This is a genomic window from Pseudomonas sp. NFIX28 (genome assembly GCF_900107395.1).
GTDB lineage: Bacteria > Pseudomonadota > Gammaproteobacteria > Pseudomonadales > Pseudomonadaceae > Aquipseudomonas.
In genome coordinates, this window is sequence record NZ_FNPW01000009.1 from 273,068 (window position 1) to 295,524 (window position 22,457).

Here is a 22,457-nt window from a genome sequence, read left to right on the forward strand (position 1 = left end):
AGAATTGTTCGCATTGTAGTGGCCGGGCGTGGCATTCGGCAATCAGCCCGGACCGGCGGAAGATCTTTCCTGTGATCGGGGATTTTTGTACATGAGAATATTTATCATCTAATATTGCGCCGACTTGAGCCCGGCCGGGCTAACCCCGGCACCGAGGCTGTCCTGGTTTCAAGGTTGAAACATGAAAAGCAAAACTGCCGCGCCCCCCATTTCCTATCGCCTGGCCGTGACTTCGCGGGTATTGGCCGCCGTGTTTGGCGGTTACCTGCTGGCGGCCTTGTCCAGCGTCTGCATGACCTTGCTGCTGCCGATCTCCCGCGCCGATGCGGTGTTTGGCGGCATGATGGCGTCGTTCCTGTTCTATCTGGTGGCGGTGCTTTGGTGCTTCGCCTGCCGCACGGCCTGGCAGGCCTGGTTCGGCTTGCTGCTGCCGGCGCTGGTGTTGGCGGCAATTTGCGCCTCGGCGTATTGGGCGAATCTTTCATGAGGGAGGGATTTCGCCAGTCCATGTCCTGGCTGCACACCTGGGTCGGGCTGCTGTTCGGCTGGTTGCTGCTGGCGATTTTCCTGACCGGCACCCTGGCCTACTTCAAGGACGAAATCAGCCACTGGATGCAGCCCGAAGTGCCGTCGCGCCCGGTCAGCAACGAGGCCAGCCTGACCCTTGCCCAGCACTATTTGCAGCAGCATGCCCAGAGGGCCTCGCGCTGGTTCATCAACCTGCCCGACGCCCGTGAGCCGGCGTTGTCGGTGATGTGGCAGTTGCCGGGCAAGCCCGGTGAGCGTGGCGTCTTTACCCAGAAACTGCTGGACCCGGCCACCGGCGCCGAATTGCAGGCCCGCGCTACCCGGGGCGGCGAGTTCTTCTACCGCTTCCATTTCCAGTTGCAGATGCCCCATCCCTGGGGCCGCTGGCTGGCCACCGCGGCGGCCATGCTGATGTTCATCGCGCTGGTCAGCGGCATCATCGTGCACAAGAAAATCTTCAAGGACTTCTTCACCTTTCGCCCCCGCAAAGGCCAGCGCTCCTGGCTCGACGGACACAACGCGGTGGGCGTGCTGGTGCTGCCGTTCCACTTGATGATTACCTACAGCAGCCTGGTGATTTTCATGTCGATGGTCATGCCGGCGAGCATCCTGGCCACCTACGGCGAGGACACCCGGGCGCTGTTCAACGAGGCGTTTCCCGCCACCAGCAACGCGCCCGCCGCGGGCCGGCCAGCGCAGCTGGTGCAGCTCCAGCCGCTGCTGGAACAGGCCCGCGAGCAATGGCCGGGTGGCCGCGTGGGGCGCATCACGGTGAACAACCCGGGGGATGCCAATGCCTCGGTGAATGTCATGCGCCACGGTGGTGACGCAGTGGTCCGCGATTTTGGCAGCGCGGTTTCGTTCGACGGGGTCAGTGGCCAGCTGTTGCAGGTCGCTCCGCCGCACTCGCCGACCATCGCCATCAGAGGCGCTTTCTACGGGCTGCACATGGGCCTTTTCGCCGGGCCGCTGCTGCGCTGGCTGTACTTTATCTGCGGCCTGGCCGCCACCGCGATGATCGGCACCGGGCTGGTGATCTGGCTCGGCAAGCGTCAGCTCAAGCATGCCAAGAGCGGCGTGATGCCCTTCGAACTGCGCCTGGTGGAGGTGCTGAACATCGCCAGCATGTCTGGCCTGGTGCTGGCCGTCGCGGCCTTCTTCTGGGCCAATCGCCTGTTGCCGGTGAGCTTTGCCGCACGGGCGGACTGGGAGGTGAACTGCTTCTTCATCGTCTGGGGCCTGAGCCTGCTGCACGCCACGCTGCGCCGTGGGCGCCAGGCCTGGATCGAACAACTGGGCCTGGCGGCGCTGCTGCTGGGCAGCGTGCCGTTGCTCGATGCGCTGACGGTGCCCGATGCGCTCGATGGTTTCCTGATGCATGGCGACTGGGTCCGGGCCGGGTTCGACCTGACCTGCCTGGCGGCGGGGCTGTTCCTCGGCTGGGCGGCCTGGAAGATGGCGCGCCCGCTGGCCCATCCTGCCGCTCGCCCACGCCGGGCCGCCGTTGAAGCGGAGGTGGCCTGAATGCTCCTGGCATGGCTGCTGTGTTATTCCGGTTTTGCCGGGTTGTGCCTGTCGATGGACCGGCATCACGCCGAACTCCTCGGTTACAAACCCTCGGCCCGGCGCCGCGGCGGCCTGCGCCTTGGCGGCTGGCTGCTGCTGGCCGGCTCGTTGTGGGCGGCGATTGGGGCGGCCGGCTGGGCTTTCGGCCTGGTGCAGTGGTGTGCGGCGCTGATGCTCAGCGGCTTGTCGCTGGTGCTGCTGTTGCCGTATCAACCGCGCCTGGCGTTGCTGGCGGCCGGACTCGGCCTGCTGGCCAGCCCGCTGGCCGCCCTGGCGCAATGAACGGTCTGCCGCGCCCGGCCTGAGACGCCGGGTGGCGATTGTTCGTTGACAGCCACCCCTCGCCAATCGTTATCTGGCCGCCCGCCGTCGTGGCTGCAAGGTCGTCGGCGCTGGGTTCGAGGTCATCAAGGAAACACGCTTCTCATGGGTTCAGTACATCGTTTTTACATTCGCGGGCTGGGGTTGTTCCTGGCCTTGTCGCTGGCGGCTTGCGCCAGCCATCCCGGCGCCCGCTACGCCGCCAGCCTGGATCAGGTCCTGGCCGACCCGGCACTCCAGGGCGCCACGGTGTCGCTGAGCGTGCGCGACGCCGACAGCGGCGCGGCCTTGTATCAGCACAACGCCGACAGCCGCCTGATCCCGGCGTCGAGCCTCAAGTTGCTGACCACCGCTGCGGCGCTGGACGTCCTCGGCGCCGATTTCCGCTTCGCCACCGAGGTGCTGGGCGACGGTGCGCAGCAGGGCGAGCGCCTGCGCGGCAATCTTTACCTGCGTGGCTCCGGCGACCCGAGCATGCAGGCCAAGGATTACCAGGCGCTGGCGGCGGCAGTGGCGCGCACGGGCATTCGTCAGGTCGATGGCGACCTGGTGCTCGACGACACCGCCTTCGATGACCAGCGCCTGGGCGTCGATTGGGCCAGCGACGATGAAAGCCTGTATTACGCGGCGCAGGTTTCGGCCCTGAACATTTCTCCCAACGACGACTTCGATGCCGGCAGCGTGCTGGTTTCGGTGACGGCGCCCGCAAGGCCGGGAGCGCCCCTGGCGGTCAGCGTCAGCCCGAGCAATCGGCTGATGAGCCTGCGCAATCAGGGCCGGGTCGGCACGCTGGACAGCCTGCAGGTCGGCCGTGAGCATGGCAGCAATCTGTTGCTGGTCAGTGGCGCCTTGCCGCCGGGGCAGTCGCGGCGCAACTGGGTCAGCGTGTGGGAGCCGACCCGCCTGGTGGCGGACGTGTTCCAGCAGGCGCTGGCCGAGCAGGGCGTGACGGTGCGGGGCCAGGTGCGCCTCGGCCAGCCCACGGCGCCCGCCGCCCGGGTGCTGGCCAGCCACGCGTCGATGCCGCTGGCGGAGCTGATCACACCGCTGCTCAAGCTGTCGAACAACAACATGTCCGAGGTGCTGCTCAAGGCCATGGGCCGCAAGACCGCCAACGCCGGCACCGCTGCTGCCGGGGTGGCGGCCATCGAGGGCTTCCTGCGGCGCCAGGGCCTGAGCCCGCAAGGGCTGGTGCAGGTGGACGGTTCGGGGCTGTCGCGGCGCAACCAGATCTCCAGCCAGAGCCTTAGCGATCTGTTGCTGGCGGCGCGCAAGCAGCCGTGGTTCGCCACCTGGTACGCGGCGCTGCCGGTGGCCGGCGCAGCCCAACGCATGACTGGCGGCACCCTGCGTTATCGCCTGCAAGGCACGGCGGCGGTGGACAACCTGCATGCCAAGACCGGCTCGATGCAGGGCGTGTCGTCGTTGTCCGGCTATCTGCGCACGGCCGATGGCCGCCGGCTGGTGTTGGTGATGCTGTCGAACAACTACCGGGCCGACGGCGCGCAGATCAAGGCCCTGGAAGACCGCGTGGCGCAGGTCCTGATGCAGTAAAGGCCTGGAGCGGCGGGGTTGACCGATAGACCGTCTTCGCGGGCAAGCCTCGCTCCTACAGACGCCGCGTTCGTAGGAGCGAGGCTTGCCCGCGAAAAGGTGCGACGCGATACGCCCGCCAATCGCTCGACCGTCAGCCGAGGAACGCCTGGCGATATTCCCCGGGCGTGCCGCCCAGGGCCTGGCGAAAGCGGTGGGTGAAGTGGCTGGCGCTGGCGAAACCGCAGGCCAGGGCAATCTCGCCCAGGGGCAGGCGGGTGCCGCGCAACAGGTCGCGGGCGTGCTTGAGGCGCCGCGCCAGCAGGTATTGATGGGGCGGCAGGCCGAAGCTTGCGCGGAACATCCGCGCGAAATGGTATTCCGACAAGTTGCAGCGTGCGGCCAGTTGCCCAAGGCTGATCGGCTCGGCCAGCTGACTGTCGATGTATTCCACCAGCTGCCGGCGCTGATGCGCGGCCAGCCCGCCCTTGAGGCGCAGGCCCTGGCGCTGGCCGACCTGGGTCAGCAGGGCGTGGTTGAGCATCTCGTGGGCCAGGCTGCTGGTCAGCAAGCGCTCGCCGGGTTCGTCCCAGTTCAGCTGGATCAACTGCCGAAAGCGCCGGGCCTGCTGCGGGTCGTCGAGGAAGGTGGTTTCCTGCAATTGCAGCTCGCGGGGCTCGCGGTCCAGCAGGGTCACGCAGCCCAGGGCAAATTGTTCGGGGCTGAAATACAGATGGGCCAGGCGGATCCCGCCGTTGATCACCCAGGCCGAACGGTGCTCGGCGGGCAGGATGCACAGCTTGTCCGGGCCGCCCTTGGTGCCCGGCTGGCCGCGGCGAAAGGTCCCGGTGCCGCCGGCGATGTAGCACGACAGGGTGTGGTGGCTCGGCGCTTCGTAGTCCTGGGCGTCGTGATGGTTGCTCCACAGGGCCGCTGCCAGGCCGTCACCGAGCTCGGCGCTGTGCTCCAGGCGAGCATTGGGCGAGCGGTTCAGGGCTTGAAAGACTTGCAGGGTTTCCAGTGCGGGCATGGCGGTCATATCTGAAGTTGAGCTGCATTCTGTAGCCGCTGCCGATAGGCTGCGATAAGGCCGAAGGCCTTCAGCGATCTCAAGAGCACGTCTCCTGCGGAGCCGATCGCAGCCTGTCGGCAGCGGCTACACGATGTTTTGCATCCTACTCCGTGGGCGGTGCGCTGCCAGCCCGGCAGCCGACAAAAGCGCAAGTTTATGCAAGCGCCCGGGCACGCAATGGCCTGAGACTGGGTTGCCCTGCACAGGAGTCCCGCGCCATGAACCTTTCGCTTTATCTGCTCACCGTCCTGATCTGGGGCACCACCTGGATCGCCCTCAAGTGGCAACTGGGGGTGGTGGCGATTCCGGTGTCCATCGTCTATCGCTTCGCCCTCGCGGCCCTGGTGCTGTTCATCATGCTGCTGCTCAGCCGCAAGCTGCAAACGATGAACCGGCGCGGGCACCTGATCTGCCTGGCCCAGGGGCTGTGCCTGTTCTGTATCAACTTCATGTGTTTCCTGCACGCCAGCCAGTGGGTTGCCAGCGGCCTGGTGGCAGTGGTGTTTTCCACGGCGACCTTGTGGAACGCCCTGAACGCGCGGGTGTTCTTCGCCCAGAAGATCGCCCGCAATGTCTTGCTGGGCGGGGCATTGGGGCTCCTGGGGCTGGGCCTGCTGTTCTGGCCGGAGCTGGCGGGCCATAGCGCCAGCCCGCAAACCCTGCTGGGCCTGGGGCTGGCGCTGTTGGGCACGCTGTGTTTCTCGGCGGGCAACATGCTTTCCAGCCTGCAGCAGAAGGCCGGGCTCAGGCCGCTGACCACCAACGCCTGGGGCATGGCCTATGGCGCGGCGATGCTGGCGGGTTACTGCCTGGTCCAGGGCATCCCTTTCGAGATGGAATGGAACGCGCGCTACATCGGTTCGTTGTTGTACCTGGTGATTCCGGGGTCGGTGATTGGCTTCACCGCCTACCTGACGCTGGTCGGGCGCATGGGCCCGGAGCGGGCGGCCTACTGCACCGTGCTGTTCCCGGTGGTGGCGCTGAATGTCTCGGCCTTCGCCGAAGGCTACCAATGGACCGCCCCGGCGCTGGCCGGGCTGGTCCTGGTGATGCTGGGCAACGTGCTGGTGTTCCGCAAGCCCAAGCCGCTGGCCATCCGTGACCCACGGATGGCCTGATCGACAGCTGCCGCGGGATGGGCGATCGACCGCCTTCGCGGGCAAGCCTCGCTCCTACGGAGGGATGGCGTTCGCCGCGCGGGTTTTTCCGTAGGAGCGAAGCTTGCTCGCGAAGGCGGTGTATCAGGCACAGCGCGTGGCTGCTATTCGCGGGCAAGCCTCGCTCCTACGGAGGGATGGCGTTCGCCGTGGGGTTTTTCGTAGGAGCGAAGCTTGCTCGCGAAGGTGGTGTTTCAGGCACAACGCGTGGCTGCTGTTCGCGGGCAAGCCTCGCTCCTACGGAGGGCGGTGCTGGGGGTTAGCCTTTCCATACCTGCGGGTTGACCAGGTCCCGCGGGCGTTCGCCGAGCAGGGCGCTGCGCAGGTTGGCCAGGGCGCGGTTGGCCATGGCGTCGCGGGTTTCATGGGTGGCCGAGCCGATGTGCGGCAGGGTCACGGCGTTTTTCAATTGGAACAGCGGCGACTCGGCCAGCGGCTCCTTTTCATACACATCCAGGCCGGCGCCGCGAATCGTGCCGTCCTGCAGGGCCTGGATCAGCGCCGGCTCGTCCACCACCGGGCCTCGCGAGATATTCACCAGGATCGCGCCCGGTTTCATCAGCGCCAGTTCGCGGTGGCTGATCAGGTGCCTGGTCTTTTCGCTCAACGGCACCACCAGGCAGACGAAATCCGCCTCGGCCAGCAACTGCTCGAGGCTACGGAACTGCGCGCCCAGTTCCTGTTCCAGCGCGGCCTTGCGGCTGTTGCCGCTGTAGATCACCGGCATGTTGAAGCCCAGGCGACCGCGTCGGGCGATGGCCGCGCCGATATTGCCCATGCCGACGATGCCCAGGGTCTTGCCGTGCACATCGCAACCGAACAGCGGTGCGCCGACGCTGGCCTGCCATTGCCCGGCCTTGGTCCAGGCGTCCAGTTCGGCGACGCGCCGGGCGCTGCTCATCAGCAGGGCGAAGGCCAGGTCGGCGGTGCTTTCGGTGAGCACGTCCGGAGTGTTGGTGAGCATGATCCCGCGCTCGTTGAAATAGGCCAGGTCGTAGTTGTCGTAACCCACCGAGACGCTGGAGACCACTTCCAGCCGGCTGGCGTTTTCCAGCTGCGCACGGCCCAGCTTGCGGCCGACGCCGATCAGGCCGTGGGCGTGGGGCAGGGCTTCGTTGAATTGCGCGCCGATGTCGCCCAGCTTGGGGTTGGGCACTATCACCTCGAAGTCCTGGCGCAGGTGCTCGATCATGTCCGGGGTAATGCGGCTGAAGGCAAGTACGGTCTTTTTCATCGCGGGAAAGCTCGTCAGGCATAGGAAATGCCAAGCAAGCTAACATTCTCGACGGGCTTTTTATAGCGGCTACAGGTTCGTGGCCAGCCAGACGAATTTCGCGCGTGTTCAAGGCCTGTCACGGCCAGCCCCAAGCGTGATGCGCAAATCCATGTAGCCGCTGCCGCAGGCTGCGATCGGCTCCGCAGGAGACGTGTTCTTGAGGTCGCCAAAGGCCTTCGGCCTTATCGCAGCCTTCGGCAGCGGCTACAGGGAACAGGAGAAAAGCCCCGAAGGGCTTTGGCTCAAGTGGTCAGGCGCGCGCCGCCGAGGCCGCCGCTCAGTTCGTAGGCCGCCAGCTCCGCCTGATGGGCGGCGAGAATTTCCGGCAGGGTATTGCGCAGGTATTCGACCCAGGTCTTGATCTTGGCGTCCAGGTACTGGCGCGACGGGTAGATGGCGTACAGGTTCAGCTCCTGGGAGCGGTACTTGGGCATGACCCGCACCAGGGTGCCGTTGCGCAGGCCCTCGATGGCCGCGTACACCGGCAGCACGCCCAGGCCCATGCCGCTGGTGATCGCGGTTTTCAGCGCGTCGGCGGAGTTCACCAGGAACGGCGAGCCGTTGAGCGTGACCCCTTCCTGGCCCTCGGGGCCGTCGAACAACCATTTGTCCAGGGCGATCACCGGGCTTACCAGGCGCAGGCAGGCATGGTTCGACAGGTCGCTGGGGCTATTCGGGCAGCCATTGGCTTTCACGTAGGCCGGCGAGGCGCAGACGATGCTGTAGGTGATCCCCAGGCGCTGGGAGACGAAACCCGAGTCGGGCAATTCGCTGGCCAGCACGATGGACACGTCGTAGCCCTCGTCCAGCAGGTCCGGCACGCGGTTGGCCAGGGTCAGGTCGAAGGTCACGTCCGGGTGCGACTTGCGGTAACGAGCGATGGCGTCGATCACGTAGTGCTGGCCGATGCCGGTCATGGTGTGCACTTTCAATTGCCCGGACGGCCGCGCGTGGGCGTCGCTGGCCTCGGCCTCGGCTTCTTCGACGTAGGCCAGGATCTGCTCGCAGCGCAGCAGGTAGCGCTTGCCGGCTTCGGTGAGCGCGATGCGGCGGGTGGTGCGGTTGAGCAAGCGGGTTTGCAGATGGGCCTCCAGGTTGGAGACCGCGCGAGACACATTCGCCGTGGTGGTGTCGAGCTGGACGGCGGCGGCGGTGAAGCTGCCGGCTTCGGCGACACAGCTGAAGGCGCGCATATTTTGCAAAGTGTCCATGGGGTGCTCTCTGGGGAGATGGCAAATTGTGACACGAAGTAACAGATTGTTGGCTATTCCACCAAGGGATTATCGCGCGAACGGTAATAAAGATTCACAGGAATCCCAGCTTATCGCCGCCCAGCCCGCCGCCTAGAATTGCGCCGATTCTGTAGGCGCAAGCGTGTTCGCGAGGCGCCATCCCTGACACCGCGCGTTGTCTGGATCGCGAGCCAGCTCGCTCCTACAGGGATCCGCCTTCTCCCTATTTCAGGAATTCGCAGCAGTGCCGCGTCGCATCAGCAGAGAGCTGAAGACTCTCAGTGTTTGGGCTTTATCGTTAGCAATCAGCGGCTGCATCGGAACCGGGGGTATTGCCCCACAGGGCAAGGCACTACCGGCCAATTCACTGGCCACCGACGAGGCGATCCAGAGCGCCGCGCGCGACGCCCGCTGGCCCGCCGCCCAGTGGTGGCAGGCCTATGGCGATGCGCAGTTGAACCATTGGGTGGACCTGGCCGTGCAGGGCAGCCCGAGCATGGCCATGGCCGCCGCCCGGGTGCGCCAGGCGCGTGCCATGGCCGGCATCGCCGAGTCGGCCGAGTCGTTGCAGATCAAGGGCGACGCCACCCTCAAGCGCCACAACTGGCCGACCGATCAGTTCTACGGCCCGGGCGAACTGGCCAACAGCACCACCTGGGACAACAACGCCGCGCTCGGCTTCAGCTACGCCCTCGACCTCTGGGGCCGGGAAAGCAATGCCAGCGAGCGTGCCGTGGACCTGGCGCACATGAGCGCTGCCGAGGCGCGCCTGGCCCAGCTGGAGCTGCAGAACAATGTGGTGCGCGCCTATATCCAGCTGTCGCTGCACTACGCCCAGCGCGACATCGTCCTCGCCACCCTGAAACAGCAGGAACAGATTCTCGAACTGGCGCAAAGGCGCCTGGCCGGCGGCATCGGTACTCATTTCGAAGTCAGCCAGGCGCAGACCCCGCTGCCGGAAACCCATCGCCAGCTGGACGCCCTGGACGAAGAAATCGCCCTGGCCCGCAACCAGATCGCCGCCCTGGCCGGCAAGGGGCCGGGGACGGGCGCGCAGTTGCAACGGCCGAGCCTGTCGCTGGCCGCGCCGCTGAAACTGCCGTCGGCGCTGCCGGCCGAATTGCTCGGCCAGCGCCCGGACGTGGTCGCCAGCCGTTGGCAGGTGGCGGCCCAGGCGCGCGGCATCGATGTCGCCCACGCCGGCTTCTACCCCAATGTCGACCTGGTGGGCAGCCTCGGCTACATGGCCACCGGCGGCGGGGCGCTGGAGTTCCTTACCGGCAAGAAGCTCAACTACAACGTCGGCCCGGCCATCAGCCTGCCGATCTTCGACGGCGGCCGCCTGCGCGCCGAGCTGGGCGAGGCCGCGGCCGGTTATGACATCGCCGTGGCCCACTACAACCAGACCCTGGTCAACGCCCTGAAGAACATCTCCGACCAGTTGATCCGCCGCGAGTCCATGGACAAGCAGGCCGGGTTCGCCGCCGAGTCGGTGGCCTCGGCGCAGAAGACCTACGACATCGCCATGGTCGCCTTCCAGCGCGGCCTCACCGACTACCTCAATGTGCTCAATGCCCAGGGCATGCTGCTGCGCCAGCAGCAGATCCAGCAGCAGGTCCATGCTGCGCGCCTGAGCGCCCATGCCGAGCTGGTGACGGCCCTGGGCGGCGGCCTGGAAGCGGGGCGCGATATGCCGAAGGACAGCCAGACCCGCCCGGGCGAGACCCCGGCAGCGCTGACCCTGCTTGACCACTGACTGCCGGCACTCATCCATCGACCACATAAGCCACCGACTACCGAGTAGGTTCCATGACTCCCTTGCCTGCACTCTTGCGCTGGCTGTACTCCCTTGAATGGCGCCGGGGTTTCTTCGACTGGGCACGCAGCGACGGCGTGACCTGGGTCTATATCTTCAAGGTCCTGGCCGCCGCGTTCCTCACCCTGTGGCTGGCCATGCGCCTGGAACTGCCGCAACCGCGCACGGCGATGATCACCGTGTTCATCGTCATGCAGCCGCAGAGCGGCCAGGTGTTCGCCAAGAGCTTCTATCGGTTTCTCGGCACCCTGGCCGGGTCGGCGGTGATGGTCGCGCTGATCGCCCTGTTCGCCCAGAACACCGAATTGTTCCTCGGTTCGCTGGCGATCTGGGTCGGCATCTGCTCGGCCGGCGCCGCGCGTTATCGCAACTTTCGCGCCTACGGTTTCGTGCTGGCCGGCTACACCGCGGCGATGGTTGGTTTGCCGGCCCTGGCGCACCCGGACGGGGCCTTTATGGCGGCGGTGTGGCGGGTGCTGGAAATTTCCCTGGGGATTCTCTGCGCGACCCTGGTCAGCGCCGCGATCCTGCCGCAGACCGCCAGCGCGGCGATGCGCAACGCCTTGTACCAGCGCTTCGGGGTGTTCGCCCTGTTCGTCACCGACGGTTTGCGCGGCCGCAGCCAGCGCGATGCGTTCGAGAGCGGCAACGTGCGCTTCATCGCAGAAGCGGTGGGCCTGGAAGGCCTGCGCAGCGTCACCGTTTTCGAAGACCCGCACATGCGCCGGCGCAATGGCCGCCTGAGCCGTTTGAACAGCGAATTCATGGGCATCACCACCCGCTTCAACGCCCTGCACCAGTTGCTCGAACGCCTGCGCGGCAGCGCCGCCGAATATGTGCTGGCGGCGACCAAACCGGGGTTGCAGGACCTTGCCGAGCTGCTGGACGGTTTCTCCGGCCGCGCCCTGACCAGCCCCGACGCCGCGCGCCTGGCCGAACAGCTGGCGAGCTACAAGGCCGAGCTGCCGGCGCGGGTGCGCAGCATGCGCGCGCTGTTCCAGGAGCACGAACCAAGCGATGCCGAGCAGCTGGATTTCCACACCGCCTATGAGTTGCTCTATCGCTTCGTCGACGAGCTGCACAGCTATGCCCAGACCCACGCGTCCCTGGCCGAACACAGCCACGAGCGCGAGCGCTGGGACGAGCCCTTCACCCCGCAGACCAACTGGCTGGCCTCGGCCGCCTCGGGGATCCGCGCCTCGTTCATCCTCATCGTGCTGGGCAGCTACTGGGTCGCCACCGCCTGGCCCAGCGGCGCCACCATGACGCTGATCGCGGCGGCCACCGTCGGCCTCTCGGCGGCCACGCCGAACCCCAAGCGCATGGCCTTCCAGATGGCCTGCGGCACCTTGATCGGCGCCGTGGTCGGCTTTATCGAAATGTTCTTCGTGTTCCCCTGGATCGACGGTTTTCCACTGCTCTGCGTGATGCTGGCGCCGGTGATCGTGCTCGGCTCGTTCCTCAGCTCGCGACCGCAATACGCCGGCGTGGGCCTGGGCCTGCTGATCTTTTTCAGCACCGGGTCGGTGCCGGACAACCTGACCGTCTACAACCCCTACGCCTTCATCAACGACTACATCGCCATGGTCATGGGCATGCTGGTCTGCGCCGCCGCCGGGGCGATCATCCTGCCGCCCAACAGCCGCTGGCTGTGGCGCCGCCTGGAACAGGACTTGCGCGGCCAGGTGGTGTACGCCATCAGTGGCAAGCTCAAGGGCCTGGCGTCGAGCTTCGAAAGCCGCACCCGCGACCTGCTGCACCAGGCTTACGGCCTGGCGGCGGGGCAGCCGCAGGTGCAGCGCGAGCTGCTGCGCTGGATGTTCGTGGTGCTGGAGGTGGGCCACGCGATCATCGAGCTGCGCAAGGAGCAGGCGATCCTGCCGATCCACCCGGCCTACGCCGAATCCCAGCCATGGCGCCAGGCGATCCGGGTCATGGGCCGCTCGCTGGTGCGGCTGTTCCTGCAACCGAGCCAGAGCAACCTGGAGCGTGGACTGGTCGCGGTCGATCACGCGATCAGCCGGGTCCAGGCCAGCGACGAACCCTTCGCCCCGCACTTCGATACTTCGGCCTTGCGCCGGGTGAAGAGCTACCTGCACTTCATCCGCAGCTCGTTGCTCGACCCGCAATCGCCGCTGGCCGCCTATGCCGCGCGCCCCGTACCGGCCCCGTCCCAAGGACTTGAACATGCCTCGTGAAATCGCCTTCCACGGCGTGTACATGCCGACCATGACCCTGATGTTCTTCATCGCCGCGGCCCTGGCCTGGGCCCTGGACCGCTTCATCTCGGGTTATGACCTGTACCGTTTTTTCTGGCACCCGGCGCTGCTGCGCCTGAGCCTGTTCTGCTGTCTGTTCGGCGCCATGGCGCTGACTGTCTACCGTTGAGAGTCCTTTGATGAAAAAGTTTTTCAGCCTGCTCGCGACCCTGCTGGTGCTGGCCCTGGCCTTGTGGATCGGCCGCACCCTGTGGGTGCATTACATGAACACGCCGTGGACCCGCGACGGCCGGGTGCGCGCCGACATCATCAACGTCGCCGCCGACGTCACCGGGGAAGTGGTGGACGTGCCGGTGCGCGACAACCAGTTGGTGCAAAAGGGCGACCTGCTGATGCAGATCGACCCCGAGCACTACCGGATCGCGGTCAAGCAGGCGCAGTCGCTGGTGGCTTCGAGAAAGGCCACCTGGGAGATGCGCAAGGTCAACGCCCACCGCCGCGCCGACCTGGACAACCTGGTGATCTCCAAGGAAAACCGCGACGACGCCAGCAACATCGCCGACTCGGCCCTGGCCGACTACCAGCAGGCCCAGGCGCAACTGGAGGCCGCCGAGCTCAACCTCAAGCGCACCCAGGTGCGCGCCGCGGTCGATGGCTACGTGACCAACCTCAACGTGCACCGCGGCGACTACGCGCGCATCGGCGAGCCGAAGATGGCGGTGGTCGACAGGCATTCGTTCTGGGTCTACGGCTTCTTCGAGGAAACCAAGCTGCCCCATGTGCGCGTCGGCGATAAGGCCGAGATGCAGCTGATGAGCGGCGAGGTGCTCAAGGGCCATGTGGAGAGTATTTCCCGCGGCATCTACGACCGCGACAACCCGGAGAGCCGCGAGCTGATCGCCGACGTCAACCCGACCTTCAACTGGGTGCGCCTGGCCCAGCGCGTGCCGGTGCGCATCCATATCGACGAAGTGCCGGAAGGCGTGCTGCTGGCGGCGGGGATTACCTGCACGGTGGTGGTGAAGCAGGGTGGGGAATAACCCGCCTCACACCGGTCTTTGTGGCAAAGGCTGGGTTGTGGCGAGCAGGTAAGCTCCTCGCCACAGGCCTGGTTAGCGGTAGGTCTTGTTGACGATCGACAGCGCCTGCTCGATGGTTTCGGCGACAGACAGTTCGTCGTCTTCCATCACTGCGACGATCTTCTTGTCTTGCGCGATGTCCACGCCAGGCTTTTTCAGTTGAGCCTGGCGATTCACCACGATGTAGCTCAGGACATGGCCACGGCCCTTGACGAACGGCAGGTCGATGGCCTTGAACATGCTTTGCTTGACGTAGTTGTAACGCTCGGCGGACGACAGGCCCTTAAAGGTGTCCGGGTAGTCCTGATAGATCTCGGCAGAGTAACGGCCGACGTCTTCTTCCCGCGCTTCGGCGTACATGGCTTGTTTGCTGGTGACCTGGCCGGTGAGTTGGGCGTAGCGCTGGTCGCCGTCGGCGATCTGCGCGGCGCTCATCCTGGCTTTCAAGGCGTCGGCTGCGCTGGTGTCATCGGCCTTGGCCATGATTCGGGTCCAGGCATAGGTGGCGCTCAGGTTGCCTTGTTCCTCGTACTTTTCGATCAGCTCCTTCTGCGCTTCGGGGTAGCCGTGCCGGGCCGAGCGTTCCAGCCAGCGCAGGGCCAGGGCCGTGTCCTGTTTGGCGCTGGTATGGCCGTAGTTGTAGGCCTGGTACAGGCCATATTCGGCGCACCAGTCGTTCTGCAGCGCCGAGTAAGCCATGTAGTTGAAGGATTCGGTATTGCGCTGTTCATCGGTTTTGCTTTCATCCTGACCGGCAATCATCGACAGGTAGCAGAATGCGCGAGGGTGTTTCGGCGCGGCCAGCACCAGGCAGGTTTTTGCAGCATCGAGTTCCTGGTTTTCGTACAGCAGGAAGCCGACGCCGAACAGAATGTCGCTGTCCATTTGTGCATTGCACTGTTCGTTGCTGGCCACAGCGGGCAAGACGTTCTGTTGGGTCAACTTGGGCAGTGTGGCGTTGAGGGACGATTCTTTATCGGCGGTTTTATCGGATGCGGTGGTGCAGCCGGTCAGCAACACAGCCAATGCCAGTGGCAGCACGTTGAACAGTTTCAATGGATATTCCCTGATCTGCGATTGAATGAAGAGGCGCATGGAATGCAGCAGGGAGAGGACGGGAGAGGGGGGAGCTTGAGCAGTTCCGTGCTTCAGTGTCGACGCCAGCGATTCCATGCTGTGTTGAGCGCAAGCGCTCAAGAGGCGCGCATTCTACTGGGATTGCGAGGGCGCACAACCGAAACCGCAGCATCTGTTTGGCCACGGCAAAGGGCTCTTGGGCCTTGCGCACGCGACACCTCGGCGGCGCTTCAAAAGAACTAGCGCGAGCCTCTCAAGCTATTGCTTGCGCTTGGCCAGGATGGTTTTGGCCTTGGCCACGGTGTCTTCCACGCTCAGATCATCGTCGACCAGCAAGGCATGTAGCGCCGGGTCCTGCCACAGGTCCACGGCCGCTCCGGTGCTTTGCACAAGGCGGGAAATCAAGGCGTAGGCCATCAGTTGGCCGCGCGTGTGGAACTTCGGGTAGAGGTCCTGCATGTCCACCAACTGGGCCACGAAAGCACGCCGTTGCATAGGGGACATGCCCTCGAACACCTCCGGGTGGCTGTAGTAAAGATCCCCTGAGCTCAGGGCGATGATGTCCTTGCGCAGCGCCTGGTTGATATCCTTTTCGGGGGTGAGTTGGCTGAGCAGTTGGGTGTAGTGCTGCTCGCCCTCGGCCATTTGCCGAGGGCTCATTTTGCGCTTCACTGCCTCGATCGTTTTTGCCTCATTCAGGACCCTGGCCCAGGCATAGGCCACCGGGAAATTGTCCTGTTCGCTGCTCCAGCGCACCATGTCCTGTTGCGACTCCTGGTCGCCGTGTCGAGCGGCGCGCTCAAGCCAGCCCATGGCCAATTCCTTGTTCGGTGGCTGGCCCAGCTTGCCAACGCTGTAGATGTTGTACAGGCCTGCTTCCGCGCAGGATTCATTGTGCTTGGCGGCGTAGGCGATGTAGTTGAAGGCTTCGCTTTTGTCATAGTCGTTTTGCCTGGCGCCGACAATGCTGCCCAGGATGCACAGGCTCGTGGTGTAGCGGGGGGCGGCCATGATCAGGCAGCTGCGGGCCATTTTTATTTCCTTGCTCGTCAGCAAGGTACGGCCTGCGCCATACAGCACCTCGTCCTCATCGATCAGGCGGATGCCGAGGCCGAGCAGCAATTCGCTGTCCATCTCCGGCGTGCAGTATTGGTTGGCCTCGACCTTGGGCAGGATCTGTTCGAGGCTCAGGTCCGGCAGGGAGTTATTGAGCTTTTCGTCCGGTGACGAGGCATTGCAGCCCAGCAGCAGAGTGAAGATAGCCAAGGGCAACAGGCTACGAGATTTCAATGGAGAGTCCCTGAGGTTCAATCGTAAAAGGGAGGACGCCAAGAGGGCATGACCCCGCCCCCTTGCAGGAGCCGGCACCTACAAGATAGCGGCCATGTATAAGGCCCTTGTAGGCGTGGCCGGCGGTGTTCCCGCTGTTACAGGGCGGCCTGGCCGAGGATCACGTCGGCTCTCTTCACCGCCTCGCTCACTTCCAGCTCTGTATCGCTGAGCAGCTGCACAATCTGCGGGTTCTGCAGCACATCGACGCCAGCCTGCTTCAACTGGGCCTGCCGCGCGATGATCACATAGGCGTAAAGCTGGCCACGGGTGCTGAACTCGGGACGGGCGCTCACTGTGGCCACGGCCTGCTCCATGAGCGCATGACGCTCGGTCACGGACAGGCCCTTGAAGGTCTCGGGGTATTCCATATGGATGTTCGCCGAGTACACCGCGATGTTCTCCTCGCGGGCTTCCTTGCGCACCGCGTCCTTGCTGGTGACGATCTTGCCCAGTTGCTCGAAACCTTGTTCGCCTTCGCTGATTTGCTGCGGGTTCATCCGTTGTTTCAAGGCGTCGATCTGTGCGCTGTCATCCAGGACCTTGGCCCAGCTGTAGGCCAGCGGCAGATTGTTCTTGTTGCTATGCAGGCGCACCAGGGTCTGCTGCGCGTCCGCATCGCCATGGCGCGCGGAGCGCTCCAGCCAGCGCAGGCCCAGGTCGCTGTCCGGAGTCTGCCCACGCATGCCGTAGGTGAAGTTCTGGAACATGCCGAATTCGGCGCAGGAGTCGTTCTTCACTGCGGAATAGGCCATGTAGCCGAAGGCTTCGCGGTCGCGCTCGGCGCTGTCCTTGCTGCTGTCCTGTTCCGCGATGCTCGCCAGGTAGCACAGGGCCCGGTCGTGGGTGGGCGCGGCCATGATCAGGCAACTGCGGGCTTGCTCGGGTTTGTCGTCGTTGTACAGCTGGTAGCCGATGCCATACAGCAGGTCGCTGTCCAGCTTGGGGTTGCAATACTGGTTGGCGACGGCTGGCGGCAACAGCTTCTTGAGGCTGAGCTGGGGCAGGGTGGCGTTCAGCTCCTCGTCTGGCGACGGCGCACAGCCGATAAGCGCGGTGGCCAATACCAGCGGCAGCAAGCGTTGAGGTTTCAATGGATATTCCCTGATCGACGATTGAGTGACGGCGAGCATGGAAGGAGAGGGGAGTTTCAACGGTACGCCAGCGATCCATGCGGCCTGATCGAGGCCCTGGGAGCCTCGAGTGCGCGCATTCTACTGGGATTGGGAGAGGCTACAAGCTGTGATGCCGGCTACTAGAAAGACGTTTTCTGCAACCTGCGGGAACGGCGGCGCGAGGTTCCGCAGCCAATGATCGGCGGCTACAGTTTTGCGCCCAGGCCAAAACGCTTCATCAGTGCTTTCTCCAGCAAGCCCTTGGGCAACAGGCCGGCCATCAAGGGCAATGCCCGGCTGCCATTGCCGATCCGAACCAGGCGCGGCGGTTTGTCCTGCTGCACGGCCTTGAGCAGCCTGGCGGCAAATTCGCCGGCCGGCGTCGGGTGGTCCTGGGAGGCCCTGGCCCGTGCGCGGATGCCTTCGCGCAATGGCCACCAGGGCGATTGTTCGGTCAACAGCTGTTCGGCTTCGTGCCCGGCGTTCTTGGCAAAGCTCGAAGCGATGGCGCCGGGCTGGACCTCCATCACGCGGATGCCGAACGGTGCCAATTCCATGCGCAGCGCATCGCTCAAGGCATGCACCGCCGCCTTGGAGGCACAGTAGGCACCGGCAAAAGGCGTCACCAGGATGCCCGACACACTGCCGATATTCACCACCAGCCCGCGGCTGCGGCGCAACACCGGGAACATCGCCCGGGTCACCCCGACCAGGGCGAACACGTTGGTTTCGAATTGCCGCTGCATGGCCTCGACACCGCCATCGAGCAGCGGGCCCATGGCGCCGTAGCCGGCGTTGTTGATCAGCAGGTCGAGGCCGCCGTATTGCTGGTTGATGCGCTCGCCCAGGGCGGTGAGCGCGGGGCCGTCGTTGACGTCCAGCTGCACCGCGTCGAAACCCGCGGCGTGCAGCATGGCCACGTCCTCGGCCTTGCGGGCGGTGGGCAGGACGGTGAAACCGGCGGCCTTGAAAGCATCCGCCAGGGCGCGGCCGATGCCGCTGGAACAACCGGTGATGAGCGCAACGGGCATGGCGCGGTCCTTGTGCAAAAAGTGGGAAGGGAGAATCAGTCGGAGAAACTGCCCTGCAAGCGCTCGGCGCGAAATTCCAGGGTTTGCGGGCGGTAGCCGGAGCGCAGCGGCGGCAGGGGCAGGCAATCTTCCCAGCTGGCGCCGGCCTGCAACTCGCCGGGGCCGCGATAGCGCGGCGCGGTGTATTGGTTATCGGCCAGGTTCACGGTATCGCCCGGGGCGTAGGCGGCGATGCGCCAGCGCAGTTCGGTGAGCGGCACATCGTTGCCGTTGTTCATCTTCAGCAGCAGCGGACGATCCGCCGGGCAATGCTCGGGGGCATAGCTGATGCGCAACTCCAGGCGCGCCAGCTGCTGGGCTTCGCGGTTGTCCATCCACACCACCCACACCGCCACCAGGCCCAGGCCGATAGCGGCCGCCATGGACACCGGCAAGGCCTTGGCGGGGTAGCGAAGCAGCAGGATCAGCCAGGTGATAACCAGCAGAACGCCGATGAACATGAGGTGAACCTCGGGGAAATAGGAGCGGTCATCCTACCTAAGCGTAGGTGGGATTGGCCATGGTTGTGGTGGGCTGCACCCGCTTCTGTAGGAGCGGCCGGTCGACGCTCGATTGCCCGCGATGACGCCCGTCCTGGCGCTGCATTTTTTGGATGGGATACATATCCATTCCTGCGGTAACGGCCGCTTATGGTTTCGCCCTTACGACGAGTCACTTTTGGCAAACGCCCGGAATGCCGGCCCAGCCAAAATCAAAAGCTGCTCCATGCGCGACCTACCGGTCGGCGCTTTGTAGCCGCTGCCGAGCTCGCGAGGCTGCGATCGACCCCGCAGGGGGCGCAGGGATTTTGAAACCGCTGGAGGACCTTCGGTCCTATCGCAGCCTCGCAGGCTCGGCAGCGGCTACAGGGATTGAAGTGCTCGTCAGCTCAAGTACTGGCTGCCACGAATACGCCGGCCAAGTACGTCCAGCAGGTCGCAACCGTCACGCAGCAAGATGGCGCTGGCATGGGCGATTTGCGTGAGGTCTGTAGCATCGGCGTCGCAAGTGTCCATGTGGCTCAGGCTTTCCATCAGTTGGGTCACCGCGAGGATGCGATAAGCGGCGCTGGCATGGAGTTCGTCCAAGGGCGCGCGGGTGTCGATGAATAGGGTGGGGTTGGAGGATTCGTTACTGGTGAGGGCTATGCGGTCGGTCATGGGAGGCTCCAAAAGAAAACAGAGTTGAAAAAACTGCGTTCCTGAGAAAACAACCGAGCCGTCAAACCCGATCACGAATGAGTCGTGACAGGCGCGAGGATAGGGAGCAGCAGGTGGGTGGTCAACTCGATATGTGTAGCCCGAAGTGACTTCAGAGAGCTCTTGTGAGAGCAATCCCAATAGTCATGGCATTTTCTGTAGAAGTACTACCGTGACAATCCCTACCATGTTCGTGAAGCCAGACTGAGGATGAGCGCTTGTTCAGAAAATTTTCATTTGTTCTGCGTTTCGACAAACAGCAGATATCCGCGGTCTCGCATAAGGCGCAGTTGGAAAGGGCCGAGCGCTTTCTCAAAGGCCTTGGCGAGATTCATCCTCTGCTGCGGGACTGGTATCTGCAGGGCGGTTCCAGGGAGGAATCGCTGCGCAAGCGGATCAATGACGACTTCGAGTCTCTGCGTGAAGAGGCCCGGAGCAACCATAACGACGACTTCCCCACGAAATTGCAGTTTTCCGTGTGGAATGGCCTGGATGATCCCCTGAAGGGTGGGTTGGCCTTTCATTACAACGCACACGACCTGGATTCAGTCGCCAGCATGCGCTTCGAAGATGGCGGGGCGCTTGTGGCAGCCATTCCCGATGTGAAACCGGTAGTGATCAGGGTGATTCAGTTGGCTGTTGAACTGTGGCCTGAACTTGACTGGTGTGTGCTGGCGCCAAAAGACCACTATTTGCGCACCAAGGTGTTCAAGGACCGGCAGACCGTCGGCTGGGTCGGGTTTTGTCCACACGTGTTGCGGGCCGGGGATTTTCCGAGCGCCGACCAGCTCATCGACATTCCAAAACGCGGCACGCTGATCGTGAGTTGTCCACAGGTGATGGATGAGGGCAAACGGGCTGATGTCCAGCGAGTTGCGGAGATCGATATCAAGTTGGTGGAGCTGGGGTATTTACCGCTGTTCATGAACTAGGTCGGTGAGCCTCGCCCGGGCACAAAAGAATCCCTCCATCCAGCCGGCTGCCGATAGGAACCACAGCCAGTTGGAAGGTGCTGCGACAGTGCTACCGTACCCGCGCGTCACGTCAGTGCTTAGTCAGTTTCAACAACGCATACATGATCGAGCCCCAGACCAGAAGCACGACATCCATCCAGTTTCTGATGGTCAGCAGACGCTGGAGATGGGGAGGGAAGTTGTCTATGTCTTCCGAGGAAAGGAAGCCTCTGTGAACCGCAGGGCCAGGCCAAAGCATCGATCCTCGAACGGCGGCCAGCATTACAAAGTGGGTGAACCATCCCTCGTAGGGAAGGCTCTCGGCCCAGCGATAAAAGTGTTGGCTACGCTGCAGGGCTTCCAGCATTTCTCTCAGGTAGCGACGGCTCAGGTAGCAGCTGAATGAGAGGTTTATTACGCACAGTAGAAGCGGACTGGCGACCAGTACGAGGCCTAACCATGAATACCAAAAACTCTTTGCCATCATGGTCGGATTACCCCGTAAATAACTTCCTCAGTTCTTTCCCGGCTCATCACCTGAATAACTGTCTTGGATGCCTTCATCCCACAAGACGTGTAAAGCTCCATAGAGGTCATCAGCTATCCAACTTCAAAAATGTATACACAATGGCTGTCCATAGGATCACAACGCCGTCCAACGTGTTTTTTACAGTCAGAAGGTGTTTCAGCCGTGGAGGGAAATTGCGTACATCCTTTGCACAAAGAAAGCCTCTACGAACTCCGGCGTTAGGGAAGAGCATCATTCCTCGAACGCTGACAAACATCAGAATGCGCTCGAACCATCCCTGATAGGGAAGCTTGTCGATCCATCCATAGAAGTAAGAGCTCTCCTGCATGGCTACCAGCATCTCTTTCAAGTGGCGGCGACTCAGGTAGTAGCTGAATGTAAGGCTTGTGGCAGCTAGCAGTATTGGACATACCAAAAGTCCGAAAGCGGGCCAGGAGTGCCAGAATTGTTGTCCCGTCATGGTGAGGTTTTTTTGCAAAAGCGTGTTCATTTTTCTTCGGGCAGGGCACCGGAATGTGTTTTGATCAGTGGCTCAGGCGGGTGACTAAAGCTTTATCAGCAGATATACAAGCGCACCCCACACGATAATCACCCCATCGAGAAAGTTCTGCGCTTTTAAAAGGCGCTTATATTGCGGAGGGAAGTTGCGCACATCGTAAGGGGAAATTATTCCCTTACGTATTCCTGGCTCTGGCCAAAACAACATGCCTCTGAGTTTCGCGAACATCAAATAGCGAGGATGCCATTCCAGATAAGGCAGGTAGGTTACCCAGCCAGCGAAATAGCTACTCCCCTTTAGCGCATCCAACATCTTTTCGAGGTAACGTCGACTCAGGTAGTAGTTGGATAGGAGACTGATGAGAGCAAGCAGAATTGGGCATCCCGTCAGGGTTAGGATTATTAGGGGAGGGAGTTTATAGATCATTGAGCATCCACTTCGTAAAGTACTTCTCCAAAGACTTTTCCCGCTGCACCACCTGCTGTTGTGCCTATCCATGAGCCGGCACCTACGATTAGCGCTGCACAGATAACCCCACCGACTCCGGTAGTGAACTGGCCTAATAATTCTGGACACCTCAATCGGGCGCTATGATGGCGTCCAAATCTGAGGTGTTTGGATATGCGTAATTCTTATTCCAGTGAGTTCAAACTCAAGGCGGCCAGCATGGTGTTGGACGAGGGGCTATCGGTTCCCGAGGTCTGCGCCAGTTTGAGTGTTGGCCCTACGGCTCTGCGTCGCTGGGTTGAACAGGTTCGTCAGGAGCGCCAGGGATCGACTCCGGTCGGGGCCAAGGCGATTACCGCCGATCAGCGAGAAATCCAACAACTCAAAGCCTTGCTCAGGCAAAAAGACCGGGATATCGAAATCCTAAAAAAGGCCAGTGC

The 22,457-nt window shown here is 63.4% G+C and carries 23 protein-coding genes; 11 read left to right on the forward strand and 12 right to left on the reverse strand.

All coding sequences use genetic code 11. The features are described from left to right. Positions 1-181 precede the first annotated feature (181 nt). The 4 genes from BLV20_RS19000 to dacB all read left to right on the forward strand — a co-directional run bounded on the left by BLV20_RS19000 (position 182) and on the right by dacB (position 3,969). The gene (locus BLV20_RS19000) at positions 182-487 is read left to right on the forward strand and encodes a DUF3649 domain-containing protein (RefSeq protein ID WP_092304032.1); all 306 of its coding nucleotides are present in this window, start codon (positions 182-184) and stop codon (positions 485-487) included. After that, the gene (locus BLV20_RS19005) at positions 484-2,052 is read left to right on the forward strand and encodes a PepSY-associated TM helix domain-containing protein (RefSeq protein WP_092304033.1); all 1,569 of its coding nucleotides are present in this window, start codon (positions 484-486) and stop codon (positions 2,050-2,052) included. Before BLV20_RS19000 ends, BLV20_RS19005 begins: the two co-directional genes overlap by 4 nt. Beyond that, positions 2,053-2,376: a DUF3325 domain-containing protein gene (locus BLV20_RS19010; RefSeq protein WP_092304034.1), complete on the forward strand. Its 324-nt coding sequence runs from the start codon at positions 2,053-2,055 to the stop codon at positions 2,374-2,376. Between the two features lie 144 nt (positions 2,377-2,520). Then, entirely contained in the window at positions 2,521-3,969 is a 1,449-nt protein-coding gene (gene dacB, locus BLV20_RS19015) for a D-alanyl-D-alanine carboxypeptidase/D-alanyl-D-alanine endopeptidase (RefSeq protein WP_092304035.1), read from the forward strand. A gap of 133 nt (positions 3,970-4,102) precedes the next feature. Here the strand turns inward: dacB and BLV20_RS19020 are convergent, their stop codons facing one another. Then, a complete protein-coding gene (locus BLV20_RS19020) occupies positions 4,103-4,978 on the reverse strand; it encodes a helix-turn-helix domain-containing protein (protein ID WP_092304054.1) in 876 nt (291 codons plus the stop codon). A gap of 260 nt (positions 4,979-5,238) precedes the next feature. On the opposite strand from BLV20_RS19020, the gene BLV20_RS19025 reads away from it, so the two are divergent. Further along, complete coding sequence (locus BLV20_RS19025; protein WP_092304036.1) at positions 5,239-6,138, forward strand: DMT family transporter; 900 nt, start codon at positions 5,239-5,241, stop codon at positions 6,136-6,138. Positions 6,139-6,436: 298 nt separating this feature from the next. Here BLV20_RS19025 and BLV20_RS19030 read toward each other — a convergent pair whose 3' ends face one another. Then, positions 6,437-7,411, reverse strand: coding sequence for a 2-hydroxyacid dehydrogenase (locus BLV20_RS19030; RefSeq protein WP_092304037.1), 975 nt, complete (start codon positions 7,409-7,411; stop codon positions 6,437-6,439). A 284-nt stretch (positions 7,412-7,695) separates the two neighbouring features. Continuing rightward, positions 7,696-8,664: a LysR family transcriptional regulator gene (locus BLV20_RS19035; protein WP_092304038.1), complete on the reverse strand. Its 969-nt coding sequence runs from the start codon at positions 8,662-8,664 to the stop codon at positions 7,696-7,698. Between the two features lie 265 nt (positions 8,665-8,929). On the opposite strand from BLV20_RS19035, the gene BLV20_RS19040 reads away from it, so the two are divergent. From BLV20_RS19040 to BLV20_RS19055, 4 genes are read left to right on the forward strand one after another with little or no spacing between them, the layout of a single operon-like run. After that, the gene (locus tag BLV20_RS19040; RefSeq protein WP_092304039.1) at positions 8,930-10,441 is read left to right on the forward strand and encodes an efflux transporter outer membrane subunit; all 1,512 of its coding nucleotides are present in this window, start codon (positions 8,930-8,932) and stop codon (positions 10,439-10,441) included. 53 nt (positions 10,442-10,494) lie between these two features. Next, positions 10,495-12,699 carry an FUSC family protein gene (locus BLV20_RS19045; RefSeq protein WP_092304040.1) on the forward strand — a complete coding sequence of 735 codons (2,205 nt, stop codon included), beginning with the start codon at positions 10,495-10,497 and terminating at the stop codon, positions 12,697-12,699. Further along, positions 12,689-12,889 carry a DUF1656 domain-containing protein gene (locus tag BLV20_RS19050; protein ID WP_007930063.1) on the forward strand — a complete coding sequence of 67 codons (201 nt, stop codon included), beginning with the start codon at positions 12,689-12,691 and terminating at the stop codon, positions 12,887-12,889. Before BLV20_RS19045 ends, BLV20_RS19050 begins: the two co-directional genes overlap by 11 nt. A gap of 10 nt (positions 12,890-12,899) precedes the next feature. After that, positions 12,900-13,760, forward strand: a complete 861-nt coding sequence (locus BLV20_RS19055) for an efflux RND transporter periplasmic adaptor subunit (RefSeq protein WP_092304041.1) — start codon at positions 12,900-12,902, stop codon at positions 13,758-13,760. Between the two features lie 72 nt (positions 13,761-13,832). Here the strand turns inward: BLV20_RS19055 and BLV20_RS19060 are convergent, their stop codons facing one another. The 6 genes from BLV20_RS19060 to BLV20_RS19085 form a co-directional block, all read right to left on the reverse strand. Then, a complete protein-coding gene (locus BLV20_RS19060; protein WP_256577826.1) occupies positions 13,833-14,855 on the reverse strand; it encodes an SEL1-like repeat protein in 1,023 nt (340 codons plus the stop codon). 279 nt (positions 14,856-15,134) lie between these two features. Then, a complete protein-coding gene (locus tag BLV20_RS19065) occupies positions 15,135-16,166 on the reverse strand; it encodes an SEL1-like repeat protein (RefSeq protein ID WP_092304043.1) in 1,032 nt (343 codons plus the stop codon). 137 nt (positions 16,167-16,303) lie between these two features. Further along, positions 16,304-17,299, reverse strand: a complete 996-nt coding sequence (locus tag BLV20_RS19070) for an SEL1-like repeat protein (RefSeq protein ID WP_256577827.1) — start codon at positions 17,297-17,299, stop codon at positions 16,304-16,306. 227 nt (positions 17,300-17,526) lie between these two features. Then, complete coding sequence (locus BLV20_RS19075; protein WP_092304045.1) at positions 17,527-18,351, reverse strand: SDR family oxidoreductase; 825 nt, start codon at positions 18,349-18,351, stop codon at positions 17,527-17,529. 35 nt (positions 18,352-18,386) lie between these two features. After that, on the reverse strand, positions 18,387-18,851 hold the full coding sequence (locus tag BLV20_RS19080; RefSeq protein WP_092304046.1) for a multidrug transporter: 465 nt from the start codon (positions 18,849-18,851) through the stop codon (positions 18,387-18,389). Positions 18,852-19,274: 423 nt separating this feature from the next. Beyond that, positions 19,275-19,550, reverse strand: a complete 276-nt coding sequence (locus tag BLV20_RS19085; protein ID WP_092304047.1) for a short-chain dehydrogenase — start codon at positions 19,548-19,550, stop codon at positions 19,275-19,277. A 257-nt stretch (positions 19,551-19,807) separates the two neighbouring features. Here BLV20_RS19085 and BLV20_RS19090 point away from each other — a divergent pair, with 257 nt between their 5' ends. Continuing rightward, complete coding sequence (locus tag BLV20_RS19090) at positions 19,808-20,521, forward strand: Imm52 family immunity protein (protein ID WP_092304048.1); 714 nt, start codon at positions 19,808-19,810, stop codon at positions 20,519-20,521. Between the two features lie 112 nt (positions 20,522-20,633). Here BLV20_RS19090 and BLV20_RS19095 read toward each other — a convergent pair whose 3' ends face one another. The 3 genes from BLV20_RS19095 to BLV20_RS19105 all read right to left on the reverse strand — a co-directional run bounded on the left by BLV20_RS19095 (position 20,634) and on the right by BLV20_RS19105 (position 21,996). After that, a complete protein-coding gene (locus BLV20_RS19095; protein WP_371914324.1) occupies positions 20,634-20,909 on the reverse strand; it encodes a hypothetical protein in 276 nt (91 codons plus the stop codon). A gap of 229 nt (positions 20,910-21,138) precedes the next feature. Continuing rightward, entirely contained in the window at positions 21,139-21,561 is a 423-nt protein-coding gene (locus BLV20_RS19100; RefSeq protein ID WP_371914325.1) for a hypothetical protein, read from the reverse strand. A gap of 54 nt (positions 21,562-21,615) precedes the next feature. Continuing rightward, a complete protein-coding gene (locus tag BLV20_RS19105) occupies positions 21,616-21,996 on the reverse strand; it encodes a hypothetical protein (protein WP_175540231.1) in 381 nt (126 codons plus the stop codon). Positions 21,997-22,191: 195 nt separating this feature from the next. On the opposite strand from BLV20_RS19105, the gene BLV20_RS19110 reads away from it, so the two are divergent. Next, on the forward strand, positions 22,192-22,457 hold a 266-nt coding region (locus BLV20_RS19110; RefSeq protein WP_139192716.1), incomplete at its 3' end, for a transposase.